This is a genomic window from Streptomyces sp. NPDC005402, assembly GCF_040606575.1.
Classification (GTDB): domain Bacteria; phylum Actinomycetota; class Actinomycetes; order Streptomycetales; family Streptomycetaceae; genus Streptomyces.
Genome location: NZ_JBEXFB010000001.1, coordinates 624,973 through 640,392 on the forward strand (window position 1 = coordinate 624,973; position 15,420 = coordinate 640,392).

At 71.2% G+C, this 15,420-nt stretch carries 12 protein-coding genes and 1 pseudogene; 8 read left to right on the forward strand and 5 right to left on the reverse strand.

All coding sequences use genetic code 11. From position 1 onward, the window contains the following. Positions 1-25 precede the first annotated feature (25 nt). Entirely contained in the window at positions 26-715 is a 690-nt protein-coding gene (locus ABZT02_RS02810) for a response regulator (protein WP_356013506.1), read from the reverse strand. After that, entirely contained in the window at positions 712-2,394 is a 1,683-nt protein-coding gene (locus ABZT02_RS02815) for a sensor histidine kinase (RefSeq protein WP_356013508.1), read from the reverse strand. The genes ABZT02_RS02810 and ABZT02_RS02815 overlap by 4 nt, the downstream gene beginning before the upstream one ends. 234 nt (positions 2,395-2,628) lie before the next feature. Here ABZT02_RS02815 and ABZT02_RS02820 point away from each other — a divergent pair, with 234 nt between their 5' ends. From ABZT02_RS02820 to ABZT02_RS02830, 3 genes are read left to right on the forward strand one after another with little or no spacing between them, the layout of a single operon-like run. Next, on the forward strand, positions 2,629-3,489 hold the full coding sequence (locus tag ABZT02_RS02820) for an ABC transporter ATP-binding protein (protein WP_356013510.1): 861 nt from the start codon (positions 2,629-2,631) through the stop codon (positions 3,487-3,489). Continuing rightward, positions 3,486-4,367 (forward strand): ABC transporter permease, encoded by an 882-nt coding sequence (locus ABZT02_RS02825; RefSeq protein WP_356013512.1) that lies wholly within the window; start codon positions 3,486-3,488, stop codon positions 4,365-4,367. Before ABZT02_RS02820 ends, ABZT02_RS02825 begins: the two co-directional genes overlap by 4 nt. Positions 4,368-4,415: 48 nt before the next feature. After that, on the forward strand, positions 4,416-5,510 hold the full coding sequence (locus ABZT02_RS02830; RefSeq protein WP_356013514.1) for an ABC transporter substrate-binding protein: 1,095 nt from the start codon (positions 4,416-4,418) through the stop codon (positions 5,508-5,510). 200 nt (positions 5,511-5,710) lie between these two features. Here ABZT02_RS02830 and ABZT02_RS02835 read toward each other — a convergent pair whose 3' ends face one another. Together ABZT02_RS02835 and ABZT02_RS02840 are read right to left on the reverse strand one after the other, a co-directional pair. Further along, entirely contained in the window at positions 5,711-7,231 is a 1,521-nt protein-coding gene (locus ABZT02_RS02835; protein ID WP_356013516.1) for an ATP-binding protein, read from the reverse strand. Next, a pseudogene (locus ABZT02_RS02840) lies at positions 7,212-7,915 on the reverse strand (response regulator transcription factor). Before ABZT02_RS02840 ends, ABZT02_RS02835 begins: the two are co-directional and overlap by 20 nt. A 395-nt stretch (positions 7,916-8,310) precedes the next feature. Between ABZT02_RS02840 and ABZT02_RS02845 the strand changes: the two are divergent. Further along, positions 8,311-8,838 (forward strand): hypothetical protein, encoded by a 528-nt coding sequence (locus ABZT02_RS02845; RefSeq protein ID WP_356013518.1) that lies wholly within the window; start codon positions 8,311-8,313, stop codon positions 8,836-8,838. A gap of 344 nt (positions 8,839-9,182) precedes the next feature. Here the strand turns inward: ABZT02_RS02845 and ABZT02_RS02850 are convergent, their stop codons facing one another. After that, positions 9,183-10,496, reverse strand: coding sequence for a histidine kinase dimerization/phospho-acceptor domain-containing protein (locus ABZT02_RS02850; RefSeq protein WP_356013519.1), 1,314 nt, complete (start codon positions 10,494-10,496; stop codon positions 9,183-9,185). Between the two features lie 155 nt (positions 10,497-10,651). On the opposite strand from ABZT02_RS02850, the gene ABZT02_RS02855 reads away from it, so the two are divergent. From ABZT02_RS02855 to ABZT02_RS02870, 4 genes are read left to right on the forward strand one after another with little or no spacing between them, the layout of a single operon-like run. Then, positions 10,652-11,332, forward strand: a complete 681-nt coding sequence (locus ABZT02_RS02855; protein WP_356013522.1) for a hypothetical protein — start codon at positions 10,652-10,654, stop codon at positions 11,330-11,332. A gap of 5 nt (positions 11,333-11,337) precedes the next feature. Next, entirely contained in the window at positions 11,338-12,078 is a 741-nt protein-coding gene (locus ABZT02_RS02860) for an ABC transporter ATP-binding protein (protein ID WP_356013524.1), read from the forward strand. Then, positions 12,065-12,727 carry an ABC transporter ATP-binding protein gene (locus ABZT02_RS02865; RefSeq protein ID WP_356013526.1) on the forward strand — a complete coding sequence of 221 codons (663 nt, stop codon included), beginning with the start codon at positions 12,065-12,067 and terminating at the stop codon, positions 12,725-12,727. The genes ABZT02_RS02860 and ABZT02_RS02865 overlap by 14 nt, the downstream gene beginning before the upstream one ends. Further along, the gene (locus tag ABZT02_RS02870; RefSeq protein ID WP_356013528.1) at positions 12,724-15,375 is read left to right on the forward strand and encodes an FtsX-like permease family protein; all 2,652 of its coding nucleotides are present in this window, start codon (positions 12,724-12,726) and stop codon (positions 15,373-15,375) included. The genes ABZT02_RS02865 and ABZT02_RS02870 overlap by 4 nt, the downstream gene beginning before the upstream one ends. Positions 15,376-15,420 lie beyond the last annotated feature (45 nt).

Consider the following 15,420-nt stretch of genomic DNA (forward strand, 5'->3'; position numbering starts at 1 on the left):
GGCTCAACAAACGAGAGCGTCCCGGTCAGTGCGTGCTGCGGTAGAGGTGTTCGGGGCGGCCGGTGGCCCCGTAGCGAAGTTCGAGCCGGACCATGCCCTCCTTGACCAGGTAGGAGAGATAACGCTGAGCCGTGGCACGGGAGACTCCGGTGCGTTCGGCGGCCTCCGCGGCCGACAGTGCGTCGTGCGCGCCGCGCAGGGTCTGGTGCAGCAGGGCGAGCGTCGGCGCGGAGTGCCCCTTCGCGGGGACGCGGGGCACGGCCGGCGGCCGGGCGGCGCTGAACAGGGCGTCAACGTCGGCCTGGTCGGTCTCGGGGACCGTACCCAGGGCGTCCATACGGTGCTGGAGCTCCTGGTAGGCGGTGAGCCGCTCGGCGAGGTCGGGCGCGCCGAAGGGCTTGACCAGGTAGCCGACGGCGCCGAGTTTCATCGCGATCCGTACCGAGGTGATGTCCCGGTCGGCGGTGATCATGATGGCGTCGGGGCGGTCGCCGCCCTCGTCGCCGCTGAGCCGGCGCAGCACGTCCAGTCCGCTGCCGTCCGGCAGGAAGATGTCGAGCAGCAGCAGGTCGGGGTGCAGGTCGCGCACCGCGGTCACTGCCTCGGCCACGCTCGCCGCCTGGCCGACCACCTCGAAGCCCCGGACGCGGGACACGTAGTCGCAGTGGATGCGGCTCACCCGGAAGTCGTCCTCCACCACCAGAATCCGGATCACCAGCGATCACCTCCTGCCATACCGTCCAGTACCGGTGAAGCCGTCGAGAACAGGGCGCCCCGTGGACCTTGGGCGGTATCGGGCACCGGCAGCATCACGGTGAGGACGGCGCCAGGCCCTTCACTGACGGCGATCGTGCCGCCGTGCCGCTGCACCAGCCGGTGGACGAGCGCCAGGCCGAGGCCGCGCCTGGCGGTGCCGCGGTCCGGACGGGTCGACCAGCCGTCCTCGAAGATGGACTCGGCGGTGCCTGGCGGGATACCGGGGCCGGTGTCGGCCACCTCCACCCGCACCGCGTCGACGGCCTCGATCAGCGACAGACAGACCTCGGCACCGCCCGAGGGCGCCGGTCCGGTCGCGGACGCGTCGATCGCGTTGTCCAGCAGGTTGCCGATGATGGTCAGCAGCCGTGGCAGATGCGGCGGGTCCTCGCCGAGGGCGGAGTCCTCGCTGAGAACGATCCGCACCCCACGTTCCGCGGCCACCGTGGTCTTGGCGACGATCAGTCCCACGAGCAGCGGGTTGCCGATCCGTTCCCGTACGGATTCGGTCAGCGCCTGCTCGGCACCGGCCGTGTCGACGGCGAACTCGTAGGCGGCGTCGTGGTCGCCGATGTCCAGCAGCCCGGCCACCGTGTGCATACGGTTGGTGAATTCGTGCTGCTGGGCCCGCAGCGCGTCGGTCAGCCCGCGCACCGAGTCCAGTTCGCGCAACAGACCGATCATCTCGGTGCGGTCGCGCACGGTGACCACGGCGCCCAGCTCCCGTCCGTGCAGGGCGACCGGCATGCGGTTGACGACCAGGCAGTGGTCGTCGGTGAGCACGCTGATGTCGCCGCCCGCCAGAGTGCCGTCCAGGGCGCGGCGCAGCCGCCCGTCGGGCAGGACCTCCGCCAGCGTGCTGCCGAGCGCGGTGCCGAGTCCGAGCAGGTCGCGGGCCTCGTCGTTGACGAGCGTGATCCGTCCGTCCGGGTCGAAGGCGACGACTCCCTCGCGGATGCCGTGCAGCATCGCCTCCCGGTCCTGCAGCAGCCCCGCGATCTCCTCCAGCTCCAGCCCGAACGTCGTCCGCTTGAGCCGTCCGGCCAGCAGGAACGCGGCCGTCGAGCCGAGCGCGACGGCGATGGCGCTGTACAGGCCGAAGGTGGGAAGCTCGCGCCACAGCTCACCCAGCACATAGTGTTCGGGGATCCCTGCGGACACCTCGCCGACCAGCTTGCCGGTGGGGCCGTACAGCGGGGCCTTGCCGTTGGCGGACCGCCCCGTCGCGCCCTGGTCGGTGCCGACGTGCGTCCTGCCGTCCAGCACCACGATCCGGTCCCCCGTCGGTTCACCGACCAGCGCCGGGTCGGGGTGCGAGTGGCGGATACCGCGCAGGTCGAGCACGACCACGTACGACGCGCCCGACGCCTTCCGGATCCGCTCGGCCACCGCCTGCACCACGTCGCCTCCGCCCCCGTACTGCATGGCGTGACGGATCTGCGGTTCCGCAGCCGTGGTCTCGGCGATGGCCAGGGCCCGCTTCTCATAGGCACGGTCGATCTCGCCTCGCTGCGCGAAAGCGAACAGCACGAAACCGATCACCCCGGTCAGCCCCAGGATGATCAGCTGGTTGGCCAGAATCCGCGCGGAGAGCCGCCCTTTCCCACCGCGGCCGATCGGGATACGGATGCTCGTCACGGATGTCGCTGCCTGTCGTACGGGGCCCGGGCGCGGCCCCTGCGCCGTACCCGTGGTGGCGTGATTGTGCCCCCGGCACCGGCCTTCTGCCCACCCCCGGCCGACTGAGCAGAACGAGCAAAAGCATGGCTAACACGGCTAACGCGAGATACGGATGAAACAGCGACGTAACACCTGCCGCCCTCTAGCGTCTGCCTTCCTCGACCTCCGAGGTCAGGAAGGAGACAGCCTCAGATGGCTACGCGAAACGATGCCGCGGTGAGCCCGGTCGCCGAGAAAGCCGGCCAGGACAGCGCGCGAGTCGAGATTTCCGGACTCACCAAACGATTTCTGACTCCCGCGGGTGAGGTGTTCACGGCACTGCAGGACGTTTCGTTCACCGTGGAGCCCGGCCAGTTCTGCGCGGTGGTGGGCCCGACCGGCTGCGGGAAGTCCACGACGCTCGGCATGGTGTCCGGGCTCGACCGGCCCAGCGAGGGCTCGGTCAGGGTCGGCGGCCGTGAGGTGGACGGCGTCACCGACGGCGTCAGCTTCATGTTCCAGGCCGACGCGCTGCTGCCCTGGAAGACCGTCCTGGGCAATGTGCTGATGGGCCCGGTCTTCCGCAGGGTGCCCAGGCAGCAGGCCCAGGCCTCGGCCCGCGACTGGCTGCGCCGGGTGGGACTGACGGGCTTCGAGGACCGCTACCCGCACCAGCTCTCCGGCGGCATGCGCAAGCGCGTGGCGATGGCCGCGGCGCTGATCAACGAACCCCGGATCCTGATCATGGACGAGCCGTTCGGCGCCCTGGACGTGCAGACCAAGGCGATCATGTCGACCGAACTGCTCGGCCTCTGGGAGCAGATCCGGCCGTCGGTCATCTTCATCACCCACGACCTCGACGAGGCCGTGGCCCTCGCCGACCGGGTCGTCGTCATGACGTCCAGCCCCGGCTCGGTCAAGGCGGTCTTCGACATCGACCTGCCCCGCCCGCGCGGCTCGGTCCAGGAGATCCGTTTCCAGCCGCGGTTCATCGAACTCCAGCACCAGATCTGGGACTCGCTGCGCCAGGAGGTGGAGCGCGCCTACGCACGCACCGCAGGAGGTACGGCATGAGCACGACGTCCGCTGTTTCGCCCGCTCCCGTCAAAGTCAGCGCGCCAGCCTCGGGCGCGTCCGCCGCCAAGCGCGCTCTGCGGCGCCGCATCGCCCTGGTGTGGGCGGGCCGCGTGGGCCTCGCGGTCCTCGTCATCGGCGGCTGGCAGGCCTTCACCACCTGGGGGATCGTCGACCCGTTCTTCTTCGGGCAGCCTTCCGGCATCGCCAAACGGCTGGTTGACCTCTTCCAGAACGGCACCGAGTTCGGATCCTTCTACGCCAACATCTGGACGACGATCCAGGAGGCGCTCGCCGGCTTCGCCCTCGGGGCCGTCACCGGAGTGGTCTTCGGCGTCGCCCTCGGTCAGAGCCGCTACCTCTCCGACGTGCTCGGCCCCTACATCAAGATGGTCAACGCGATCCCGCGCATCGTCCTCGGCTCGATCTTCATCGTCGCGTTCGGCATCGGCGTACTGCCCAAGATCCTTCTTGCCGCGGTACTGGTGTTCTTCATCGTCTTCTTCAACGCCTTCCAGGGCGTGCGTGAGGTCGACCGCAACATCCTCGCCAACGCCAAGGTGCTCGGCGCCTCGCAGATGCAGATCATCCGGCACGTCATCGTGCCGTCCGCGCTGACCTGGATCATCGCCAGCCTGCACAGCGCCTTCGGTTTCGCCATCGTCGGCGCGCTGGTCGGCGAGGTGCTCGGCGCGCAGAGTGGCCTCGGCCTGGTCATCAAGACCGCGCAGAACAACTTCGACCCCAACGGCGTGTTCGCCACGATGCTCGTCATCTCGGTCATCGTGCTCGGCGCCGAGTGGCTGATCGGCAAGCTCGAACACCGGCTGCTGTCCTGGCGCCCGCCGGCCCCCTCCGAGGCCTCGAACGCCCTCTGACCCCTCTCCCCTCCCCTGTTCCACCTCACCAAAGGAATGTGGCCAGCCATGTCCAGACGACCCGTCGCCGTCGCCGCGTCTCTCCTCACCGTTCTCGCCCTCGGCGCGGTCAGCGCCTGCTCCGGCAACTCCAGCGCCAGCACTTCCAGCGGCGGCTCCGGCGGCACGCCGACCGTCAAGCTCATGGCCGGCGGCCTCGACAAGCAGATCTACCTCCCGTACCAGCTCGCCCAGCAGCTGGGCTTCTACAAGAAGTACGGCGTCAACGTCGAGCTCAGCACCGAGCAGGACGGCGGCGTCGGCGCCGAGGAGGCCATGGCGTCGGGGCAGGTGGACATGGCGGGCGCCTGGTACAACCACACCATCGAGTTCCAGGCCAAGGGCAAGGCGGTCGAGGACGTCGTCCAGCTCTCCGGTGCGCCGGGCGAGCGCGAGATGTGCACCAAGAAGTCGGGCGTCACCTCGGGCGCCGACTTCAAGGGCAAGACCCTCGGCGTCACCGACCTGGGTTCGGGAACCGACACGCTCACCCAGTTCCTGGCCGCCAAGAAGGGCATCAAGACCAGCCAGTTCCACCGGATCGCGGTAGGCGCGGGCTCCACCGCCATCGCCGCGCTGCAGAACGGAAAGGTCGACTGCGTCATGACGACGCAGCCGACGGTCGCCGCGATCCAGAAGAAGGGCGTCGGTGCCTCCGCGATCGACCTGGCCACCACGAAGGGCGCCACGGCGGCGATGGGCGGCGCCTATCCCGCGGCCAGTGTGCTCGCCCGCACCGACTGGGTGAACTCGCACAAGGACACGGTGCAGAAGGTCGTCGACGCGCTCGTCGCCACGATGCACTGGATCAACACCCACAGCGCGGCCGACATCGCGAACAAGCTGCCCGCGTCGTACGTGTCGAACCAGTTGGTTACCAAGGCCGACTACATCTCGGCCCTGGCCGAGGACAAGGGTCAGTTCCTCCCCGACGGCATCATGCCGGCCGGCGGTCCGAAGACCTCCCTGGCGACGGAGAAACTGGTCGGCAACGTGAAGGGGTCGGTGGACCTCAGCAAGACGTTCACCAACGACTTCGCCCTCCAGGCCAACAAGACCGAGGGCTTCAAGACCACCACGACCCCGGCAGGACCGAACGGCTGAAATCCCACCCGGCACGGTGCCGCCCAGGTGACATCCACCTGGGCGGCCCCATACGCCCCCTGCGAGTCGTGGCCGCGACCTCGCCGTCATGAAACATCGCACGGCTGGGCGGATCAGTCGTTGTGGATCGTCCTGCAGAAGGCCACGCAGTCGCTCTGCCCAACTCCGGCCAGAAGTCTGCGCGAAGGCCTGACCGGCTTCTACATCGGCCTCGGATGCGTGGACTCCGCGCCGCTGCTCGGCGAGGAGTGTGCTCCGCGTTCGCCGGCTGCCTCGGCCGGTCCCGCGCACGAGCCGACCGCAGCACTCGGGCACTCGGCACCGCTTCCCTGCACTGGCGCGGCGATCAGGCTCACAGTGACGAGAGCCCCGCCCGATGGACGGTTGGCCAGGCTCACCCGGCCGCCGTGTGCCGCGGCGATCATCGCGACGATGGCGAGGCCGAGCCCACCGGCACTCTTGTCGGCCGACGTGCCCGGCGGTGGCCCGGCGAGCATGGTGGGCGGGAAGCCCTGGCCCTCGTCACCTATGCACAACTTCACGGCACTGTCCGCTCGTTCGGTGCTCAGGACGATGTGGCCAGGCCCCGACGGGCCGGAGTGCCGCAGGGCGTTGTCGAGGAGGTTGTGCAGGACTTGGCGCAGCCGTACCGGATCGGCGTCGGCGGTTGCTTCGGGGGCTCCGGACGTCTCCACGGTGATCGTCGCACCGTCGGCGGTCGCGCGGGCGCGGAACGCCTCGGCCGCGTCGGTGAGCAGTCGTGCCAGGGACACCAGTTCGCGGCGCAGTGGGAGCCGACCCTGTCGGGTGCGGGCCAGGACGAGGAGGTCCTCGGCGAGCCCGACGAGCCGGTCGGTCTCAGCGGCGGCAGAATGTAGGGCGGCTTCGAGTTCGGCGCGGTCGCGCGGGCATGCCGTGGCCAGTTCGAGCTCGGCCCGCAGCAGGGCCAGCGGGGTGCGCAGCTCGTGTCCGGCGGTATCGACGAAACGGTGCTCGCGTTCCAGTGCTTCCTGGAGGCGCCCGAGCATGGCGTTGAGGGTGTGTGCGAGACGGGCCAGTTCGTCCCCGGTCGGCGGGACGGTCAGGCGCCGTTCAGGCTCGGTCTCGGAGATCGCGGCGGCCTCCCGGCGGATCCGCTCGACCGGTCGCAGGGCCGCGCCCGCCAGCAGCCAGCCCGCGTACGAGGACGCCGCCAGGGCGAGCGGCCCGCGGACGAGCAGCAGAAGCAGCAGCCGGTCCAGTGCCTCTGCACGGTCGCCGAGCGGTGCGCCGACGACGAGGACGGCGGGCCGTTCGACCGTCCCCGGCAGCCGAACGGGCAGCGCGAGCAGCCGGGCGGGGTCGTCGATGCCCACGACATGGCGGCTGAGGAAGACCGGCTTGGTGACGGTTCGTGTGGTGCCCGGCGGCAGCAGGGGCGCCGCTGCGACGGCCGGAGTCGTCTCGACGACGTCACCCCGCGGCGTGAGGATCTGGCCGAACGACTCGTCGGGGTCGATGAGTCCACTGCCCGCATCCAGCGGGGCCCGTTCACGCTGGGCCAGCGAACCGACGGTGGCCGCGGCCCGTGCGCGCAGGTCGAGGTCGACGGCGCGGGTCAGTTCCGTGCCCATCCGGGTGTAGAGGAAGGCGCCCAGCGCGGTGAGCACCATCGCCATCGCCAGACAGAACGCGAGGGTCAGGCGGAGCCGGACGGGGAGCCTAGCCAACAGAGCGCGCATGATCCGCATCGTCCTGGCGGTCGTCTCTCAGCCAGTAGCCGGCGCCCCGGGTGGTACCCAGTGACCGCCGCCCGAAGGGACGGTCGATCTTCTGCCGCAGGTAGCCCACGTACACCTCCACGACGTTCGAGTCCGCGTCGAAGGTGAAGTCCCAGACGTGTTCGATGAGTTCGGCCTTGGACAGCACCTGGCCGGGCCGCCGCATCAGGCACTCCAGCAGCGCGAACTCCTTGGCCGTCAGGGTGATCGGCGCGCCCCCGCGGGCCACGGAGCGGGTCGCCGGATCGAGGCTGAGGTCGCCGACGGTGAGAACGGCGGGCCGTTCACGGGCGCCCCGGCGCATCACAGCGCGCAGCCGGGTAGTTCGGCGAGCGCGAACGGCTTGACGAGGTAGTCGTCCGCGCCCAGATCCAGACCGCGCACCCGGTCCTCGACGGCGTCCCGTGCGGTGAGCAGCAGGACGGGCGCCCACCGGCCGGCGGCGCGGATCTCACGCAGCACACCGAACCCGTCGGTGTCCGGCAGCATCACGTCCAGGACGATCACGTCGTAGTCGGTCTCCCCGGCGTACCAGAGGCCGTCCTCGCCGGTGGCGGCCACGTCGACCGCGAAGCCGTTCTCCGTCAGGCAGCGCCTCAGCAGCTCCGCCATGGGCGCTTCGTCCTCGACCACGAGAATCCGCATGGCGCCTCCTCGCGCAGGCCCTGCTGGTGTCCAGCGTAGTGGGGGTGGCTAAGGGGACGCTGAGTCGAACCGAGCGGACCCCTCATGGGCTGGTGGGGACCATTTCAGGGTCCCCTTAGCCACTCGCGAGCAGGCTCGAAGCCACAGTTTTGACGAGGGAGTCCCGATGATCAGCAAGAGCATGAAACGCAGTGCACTGATCCTCACCGTCGCCGCCGGCTGCACGGCCACGGTCGTGCTGACGGCCTGTTCCTCGGGTTCGGGAAGCTCGAGCCACCAGTCCGCGGCACCGACGACGACCAGCCCCGCTCCCCGCAGCTTCTCGGCGACCGTCGACAACCCGTGGTTCCCGCTCCCGCCCGGCCGGACGCTGGTCTACAGCGGCATCAAGGACGGTGCCAAGTCCACGGAGTACCTCACCGCCACCCGCGAGACCGAGAAGATCACCGGCAATCCCCTGCCGTGTCGTCTCGGACCGTCTCTACACCGGCCGCACCCTGCGCGAGGCCACCCGCGACTACTACGCCCAGGACTCCGCCGGAGACGTCTGGTACTTCGGCGAGGACACCGCCGAACTCGACGCCCACGGCAACATGCTCTCCACCGAGGGCACCTGGCGCGCCGGCCGTGACGGCGCCCGCCCGGGCATCTTCCTGCCCGCCCACCCCGTACCCGGCGCCGCCGGACAGCAGGAGTACTACCCCGGCCAGGCCGAGGACCGCTTCCAGGTTCTGGACCTGATGTCCCGCGTGTCCGTCCCGTTCAAGACCTTCACCGGGGCCCTGCGCACGAAGGAATGGACGCCGCTGGAGCCCGGGGTCGTGGACAACAAGTACTACGTGAAGGGCATCGGCACAGTGAAGGAGGTCACGGTCAAGGGCGGCCCCTTCGAGGAGAACGTGTTGACGGCGGTCAGGGGCTAGGACGCGCTGGACCAGGCCGCCAGGCACGGGCGGGTGGTCACGGTCTACGGCTGGTTCTGGCGGCATGACGTGCGCGGATCTGCCTGACCACTCCGGCCACGTCCACCAGCGGAGCAGCCATGCAGGAGAGGTAGAGAAGGGTCAGCGGCTGACCGGGACGCTGCCGGACGCCCGTCCCAGGGACCGTGCCCGAGTTGAACGCCAACGACGGCTTCACGTGGTGCCAGCGCGTGACCTCCAGGTACATCAGGTACCACGAACCGATCCACACCGCCCCCGAGCCACTTCTCGATGCGCATCCTCCGAGAGTGCAGCGACCGAGAACGCGACGCAACAAGGCCATCTCAGTCAGGCGCCCCTTGTGCCTCGTCCTCATCGACAGGAATGAGCAACGTGAAAGTGGCCGGATGAGCACTGCTCAGGGAGATCCTGCCGCCGAGCGAGACGGCCAGGTCCCGGGCGAGAGCCAGGCCGATGCCCGCTCCCGGTCCGCCCCCGCGGTGTCCGCGGTCGAAGAGTCGGGCGGGCTCGCCCGCGACGGCGCCCTCGTCACTCACGTCGAAGGCGAGGGCGTCCTCCAGGTCCCGCACGGTGACCCGTACGGTCCCGCGCCCATGCACACGGGCGTTGTCGAGCAGGATGCCGAGCACCTCCGACACGGGCGCGCCTGGGACCAGCACATCGGTCGGTGTGTCCCGTGCGGCGCACTCCAGGCGTCTGCCGTCCCTGGCGAACAGACCGTGCCAGCGTTCCTCGGCGTCCCGCAGCAGTTGCCCCACCGCGATCTTCCCGGCGGCGGAGGGGGACACCTTGGCGGCACCCGACAGACGCAGCACCTCCTCCACCGTGTGGTGCAGTCGGTGGGTGGTGGCCAGTGCTTCGGTCAGGACGGGGCGCAGCCCGGCGTCGTCCTGGGCGAGGCCCGCCTCCAGGGCGAGTTGCAGACCGGTGAGCGGGGTGCGCAGCTGGTGGGAGGCGTTGGCGGTGAAGTCGCGTTCGTGGCGAAGGAGTTCGGAGAGGCTGTGCAGCATCTCGTTGTGGGTGCGGGCGACCTGGTCGATCTCGGCGATGCTGCTGCGGGCGGCGCGGGCGTTCAGGTCGCCCTCGGTCACGGCCCGGCAGTGGCGGGACAGATCCTCCAACGGGGCTGCCAGGACCCGTGCCTGACGGCGGGCCACGACGACCGCGACGGCCAGCGCCATCGCCGCCACCCCCAGCAGCACCGCCCACGCGACGAGGACGCGGTCGCTCACGGAGGCGGCGGGGGCCGAGACCCGCACGACGCCGATCACCTGCTCGGCGTGGGAGACGGGCACGGTGACCACCAGATCGCTGCCCGAGTGACCCCGTACGGCCTCTCCGCCCAGGGCGCGACGGACCGGGGCGTCGCCCGAACGGGGACCGCTGCCCGCCCGCAACCGCGACCGCAGGTCGTACAGACCGAGGTGCCCGCCCGCCGGGGGCTCAGGCAGTTCCACCGGGTCGCCGGTCACGTAGTCCGGGCTCACGCGTACGGCCCCGGCCAGGGCGGACCGCTCCAGGGTGTCGCGCTGGTCGGCGTACAGGGACGACCTGATGGCCAGGGCGAGCGGGACGGCGAGGAGGACGACGGCGACCAGAGCGGCGGTCAGGGCGACTAGCACCACGCGCTGTCTCATGACCCCATCATGCGGGCCGTTCACCTGTGCGGACGCGCTGCGCCACACGCTTTTGCCGTCCTCTAACCCGCGGCGAGCAGGGCGTTAACCGGCCTCTTCCTAGCGTCGGTGCTGTGGACCGTCCGGTCCGAGGACTCCTCTGGAGGGCAGTGGTCATGGCAGCACGCACACGGACGTACGCGGTCGTCGGACTGGCCTTCGTGGCAGCGGTGACTGCGGGCTGCTCCGGGACGGGTTCGGGTTCGGGCTCCGGCTCGACGACGTCCCCGGCCCCTCCCACGGCCGGTTCCTCCTCCGGAGGCGGAGGCGGAGGCGGAGGCGGCAGCGGCGGGCAGAACAACGCGGCGCCCACCGAGTCCAACCCTCCTGGCGACATCCCCGACAACCAGGCGTTCGTCGCCTACCGGCCGACCGGCGGTTCCTTCACCGGCTTCACCGTGAAGGTGCCCGAGGGCTGGGCCCGCACCGGCCAGGGCAGCACCACCGTGTTCACGGACAAGCTCAACACTGTGAAGATCACGGCGGTGTCCGCAGCGGGCCCGCCGACGACCCGCTCCGTCACCGACACCGTCGTACCTCAACTGCGTTCCCAGGTACCGAAGTTCGCCGCACCCAAGGTGTCGGAGGTGACCCGGCACTCCGGCCGCGTGGTCCTGCTGACCTACCAGGGCGACTCGGCGAAGGATCAGGTGACCGGCAAGGTGGTGCGGGACGCGTTCGAACGGTATGCCTTCTATCGCGCCGGGCACGAGGTGGACCTGACCCTGTCCGGGCCGGTCAAGGCCGACAACGTCGATCCCTGGCGCATCGTCAGCGACTCCTTCGCGTGGCGGTGAGCGTGATGCCAGTCGGCTCGTACGACTCCCGCGGCTCGGCCGAAGATGTGCTGGCAGCCCGCGAGTTGTACCGCTTCTACCGGGCCGGCGAGGAGGAGACGCTCGCGCTGCGCGGGGTGTCGCTGACGGTGCGGCGTGGTGAGACCGTCGCGGTCGTGGGACCGTCCGGGGCCGGAAAGTCGACTCTGCTGGCGTGCCTGGCCGGACTCGACGAGCCCTCCGGCGGCGAGGTCCGCGTGAGCGGCGTACGGATCAGCCATCGGCCCGAGACGGAACGGGCCCGGCTGCGCGCCCGGCACATCGGCGTCCTGCTGCAGACCCGCAATCTGCTGCCACACCTGAACGTGCGCGACAACGTCCGCCTGCCGCAACGGGCGCAGGGCCGCAGGGCCCCCGTCCCGGCCGAGTCCCTGCTGGCGCAGGTGGGGCTGGCCGGGCGGACACGTGCCCTGCCCCGGCAGCTGTCCGGCGGCGAGCTGGCCCGGGCAGGGCTCGCCGTCGCATTGGCCAACGCGCCCGCCGTCCTGCTTGCCGACGAACCGACCGGCGAACTGGACGGCGAGACCGAACAGTTGGTGCTTTCACTGCTGCGGGAGCGGGCCACGGAAGGCTGCGCGGTGCTGCTCGTCACGCACAGCGCGGAGGCGGTCCGGGTCGCGGACCGGGTGATCACGCTGACAGACGGCAGGGCCACCAGTGCCCCGCCGCCGCACGACCGCGAGGAGGCACCCGATGTCGTCGGATGACGTGCTCGTCAGCTGCACGGACGCGGCCCTCACCTTCGGCCGGGGAGCCCAGGCGGTCGTGGCCGTGCACGGCGCCGACCTGAAGATCCGGGCTGGGGACCGGCTCGCGGTGGTCGGCCCCTCCGGGTCGGGCAAGAGCTCGCTGCTCCATCTGATCGCCGGACTCGAACAGCCCACCCACGGCACCGTCACCCGCACCGACTCCCTCGGGCCGAACGACGTCGGCCTCGTCTTCCAGGGCGACAGCCTGATCCCCGCCCTGAACGTGGCCGAGAACACCGCCCTGCCCCTGGTCCTCACCGACCGCGCGGAGGACGAGGCCAGGCAGACCGCCCTCGCCGCGCTCGCCCTGGTGGACGCCGCCGACCTCGCCGAACGGCTGCCCGAGGAGATCTCCGGCGGCCAGGCCCAACGGGTGGCCGCCGCCCGGGTCCTGGCCCAGGCGCCTCGCCTGATCCTCGCCGACGAACCCACCGGCCGCCTCGACCACGCCGCCGGCGCCCGCGTCCTGGACGCCCTGCTGACGGCTGCCGACCACACCGATGCGGCGCTCGTCGTCACCACCCACGATCCGGCCGTCGCCGCCCGGCTCACCGTCCGGCGCCTCATGCGCGACGGACGGCTGCTCGCCCCCGAGGAGGTGTCATGATCACCGCATGGGCGCGCGGGCTGGCCCGCCACCGCACCGGCCGGCTGCTGGCCGCCCTGGCAGGCGTCACGCTCGCGGTCGCCCTCGTCGCCGCGCTCGGCTCCTTCCTCACCGCGTCCAAGGCGACCATGACCCAGCGCGCCGTACGCTCGGTCGCCGTGGACTGGCAGGTCCAGGTACAGCCCGGCGCCGACCCGAACGCCGTCCTGTCCCTCGTGCGGAAGACTCCCGGTACTCGCACCGCGCTGCCCGTCGGCTACGCCCACACGAGCGGCTTCACCGCCCGCGTGCAGGGCAGCACCCAGACCACCGGCCCCGGTGTCGCCCTCGGACTGCCCGACGGCTACCGGGCCCCCTTCCCGGACGCCGTCCGTACGCTGTCGGGCTCCTCCACCGGAGTCCTGCTGGCCCAGCAGACCGCCTCCAACCTGCACGCCGCCCCGGGCGACACCGTCGGCATCCAGCTTCCCGGTGCCGGCCTGCGCCGAGTGAAGGTGGACGGCGTGGTCGACCTGCCCCAGGCGGACTCCCTCTTCCAGACCGTCGGTGCCCCCAGCCAGTCGCAGCCGGCCGCGCCCCCGGACAACGTCGTCCTGCTACCCGCCGCCCGGTTCGCCTCCCTCACCCGCGGCGCCGGCGCCGTCACCACCCAGGTCCACGTCGCCCGCGACAACACCCGGCTGCCCTCCGACCCGGCCGCCGCGTTCTCCTCGGTCACCGGTGCAGCCCACAACCTGGAGGCCCGCTCCGCAGGCACCGCCCTGGTCGGCAACAACATCGGCGCCGCCCTCGACTCCGCCCGCCAGGACGCCCTGTACGCCCAGATCCTCTTCCTCTTCCTCGGTGTGCCGGGCGCGGTCCTGGCGGCCGCGCTGACAGCGGCGGTCGCCTCAGCCGGCGGCGAACGGCGACGCCAGGAACAGGGGTTGCTGCGACTGCGCGGACTGCGGCCCCGCCAGATCACCGGTCTCGCGGGCCTGGAAGCCGCCCTCATCGGCCTCGCCGGGGGCCTCGCGGGTCTGAGTGTCGCCGCGCTCACCGGCCGTCTCGCCTTCGGTGCGGCCTCGTTCGGCGCGAGCGCGGGGCAGTGGGTCGTCTGGTACGCGATCGCCTTCGCGCTGGGAGCCGCGGTGGCCGCCGGTGCCGTTCTCGTCCCCGCGCTGCGGGACCTGCGCTCGGTCACCGTCGCCGACGCCCGTAAACAGGAGGGCGTACGCCCCTTCCGGTCGCCCTGGTGGCTGCGGTACGGCCTGGACTTCGTGCTCCTGATCGGCTCGTGGCTGGTCTTCCGTGCCTCCTCCGGCAGCCAGTACGCGCTGGTCCTCGCCCCCGAGGGCGTTCCCAGCATCTCCGTGTCGTACTGGGCCTTCCTCGGCCCCGCCCTGCTGTGGATCGGCGCGGCCGTGCTGCTGTGGCGCCTGACCCTGCTGGTCCTCACCCGCGGCCGTCCCGTTCTGACCCGGCTGGCCCGTCCGCTGACCGCGACCTTGGCCGGGACCACCGCGGCCGTACTGACCCGGCGCCGACGACCGCTCGCCCGCTCGGTGGTGCTGCTCGCCCTGGCCGTCTCCTTCGCCGTGTCCACCGCCGTCTTCAACGCCACGTACCACCAGCAGGCCGAGGTCGACGCCCGGCTCACCAACGGCGCCGACGTCACCGTCACCGAACCGCCCGGAGCCCAGATCCCACCCGCTTCCGGAGCGGCCCTGAAGATCTCGGGTGTCCGGCACGTCGAACCCCTCCAGCACCGCTTCGCCTATGTCGGCTCCGATCTGCAGGACCTCTACGGCGTGCGCCCGGACACCATCGCCGGGGCCACCTCGCTCCAGGACGCCTACTTCGCCGGCGGCACCGCCCGGCAACTGATGCACCGCCTGGCCCAGCACCCGGACAACCTGCTGGTCAGCGTCGAGACCGTCAACGACTTCCAGCTCTCCCCCGGCGACACCGTCAACCTGCGCGTCCAGGACGCCCGCACCAAAGCCCTGCACACGGTCCCCTTCCACTACGCGGGCATCGCCAAGGAGTTCCCCACCGCCCCCAAGGACAGCTTCTTCGTCGCCAACGCCTCCTACATCGCCAAGGCAACCGGCAGCGACGCGGTGGGCGCCTTCCTCCTCGACACCGGCGGCAGCCACCAGAAGCAGATCGCCGCACAGCTGCGCAGGCAGCTCGGCACCGGTGCCACCGTCACCGACCTCACCCAGACCCGCGGCACCGTCGGCACCAGCCTGACCTCGGTCGACCTGGCGGGCCTGACGCGCATCGAACTCGCCTTCGCGGTGCTGCTGGCCGCGGGAGCCGGCGGGCTCGTCCTCGCCCTCGGGCTCGCCGAACGCCGCCGTACCTTCGCGATCGCCATGGTCCTCGGCGCGCGGGCACGCCACCTGCGCGGCATGGTCCTCACCGAGGCCCTGCTGCTGGCCGCCGGCGGCCTCGCCGGGGGCGCCCTGATCGGCTGGGCCCTGTCACAGATGCTGGTCAAGGTCCTGACCGGCGTCTTCGATCCGCCACCCGCCGGCCTCTCGGTCCCCGGCACCTACCTCGCACTCACCGGCGCTGCCGCCGTCGTCGCCATCCTCGCCGCGGCCCTCAACGGCATCCGCACCACCCGACGCCCCGCCGTGGAGGAGCTCCGCGACCTGTGAACACTCCCCGCGCACACGACGGGCTAGCCACCCTGTCCACTCCTA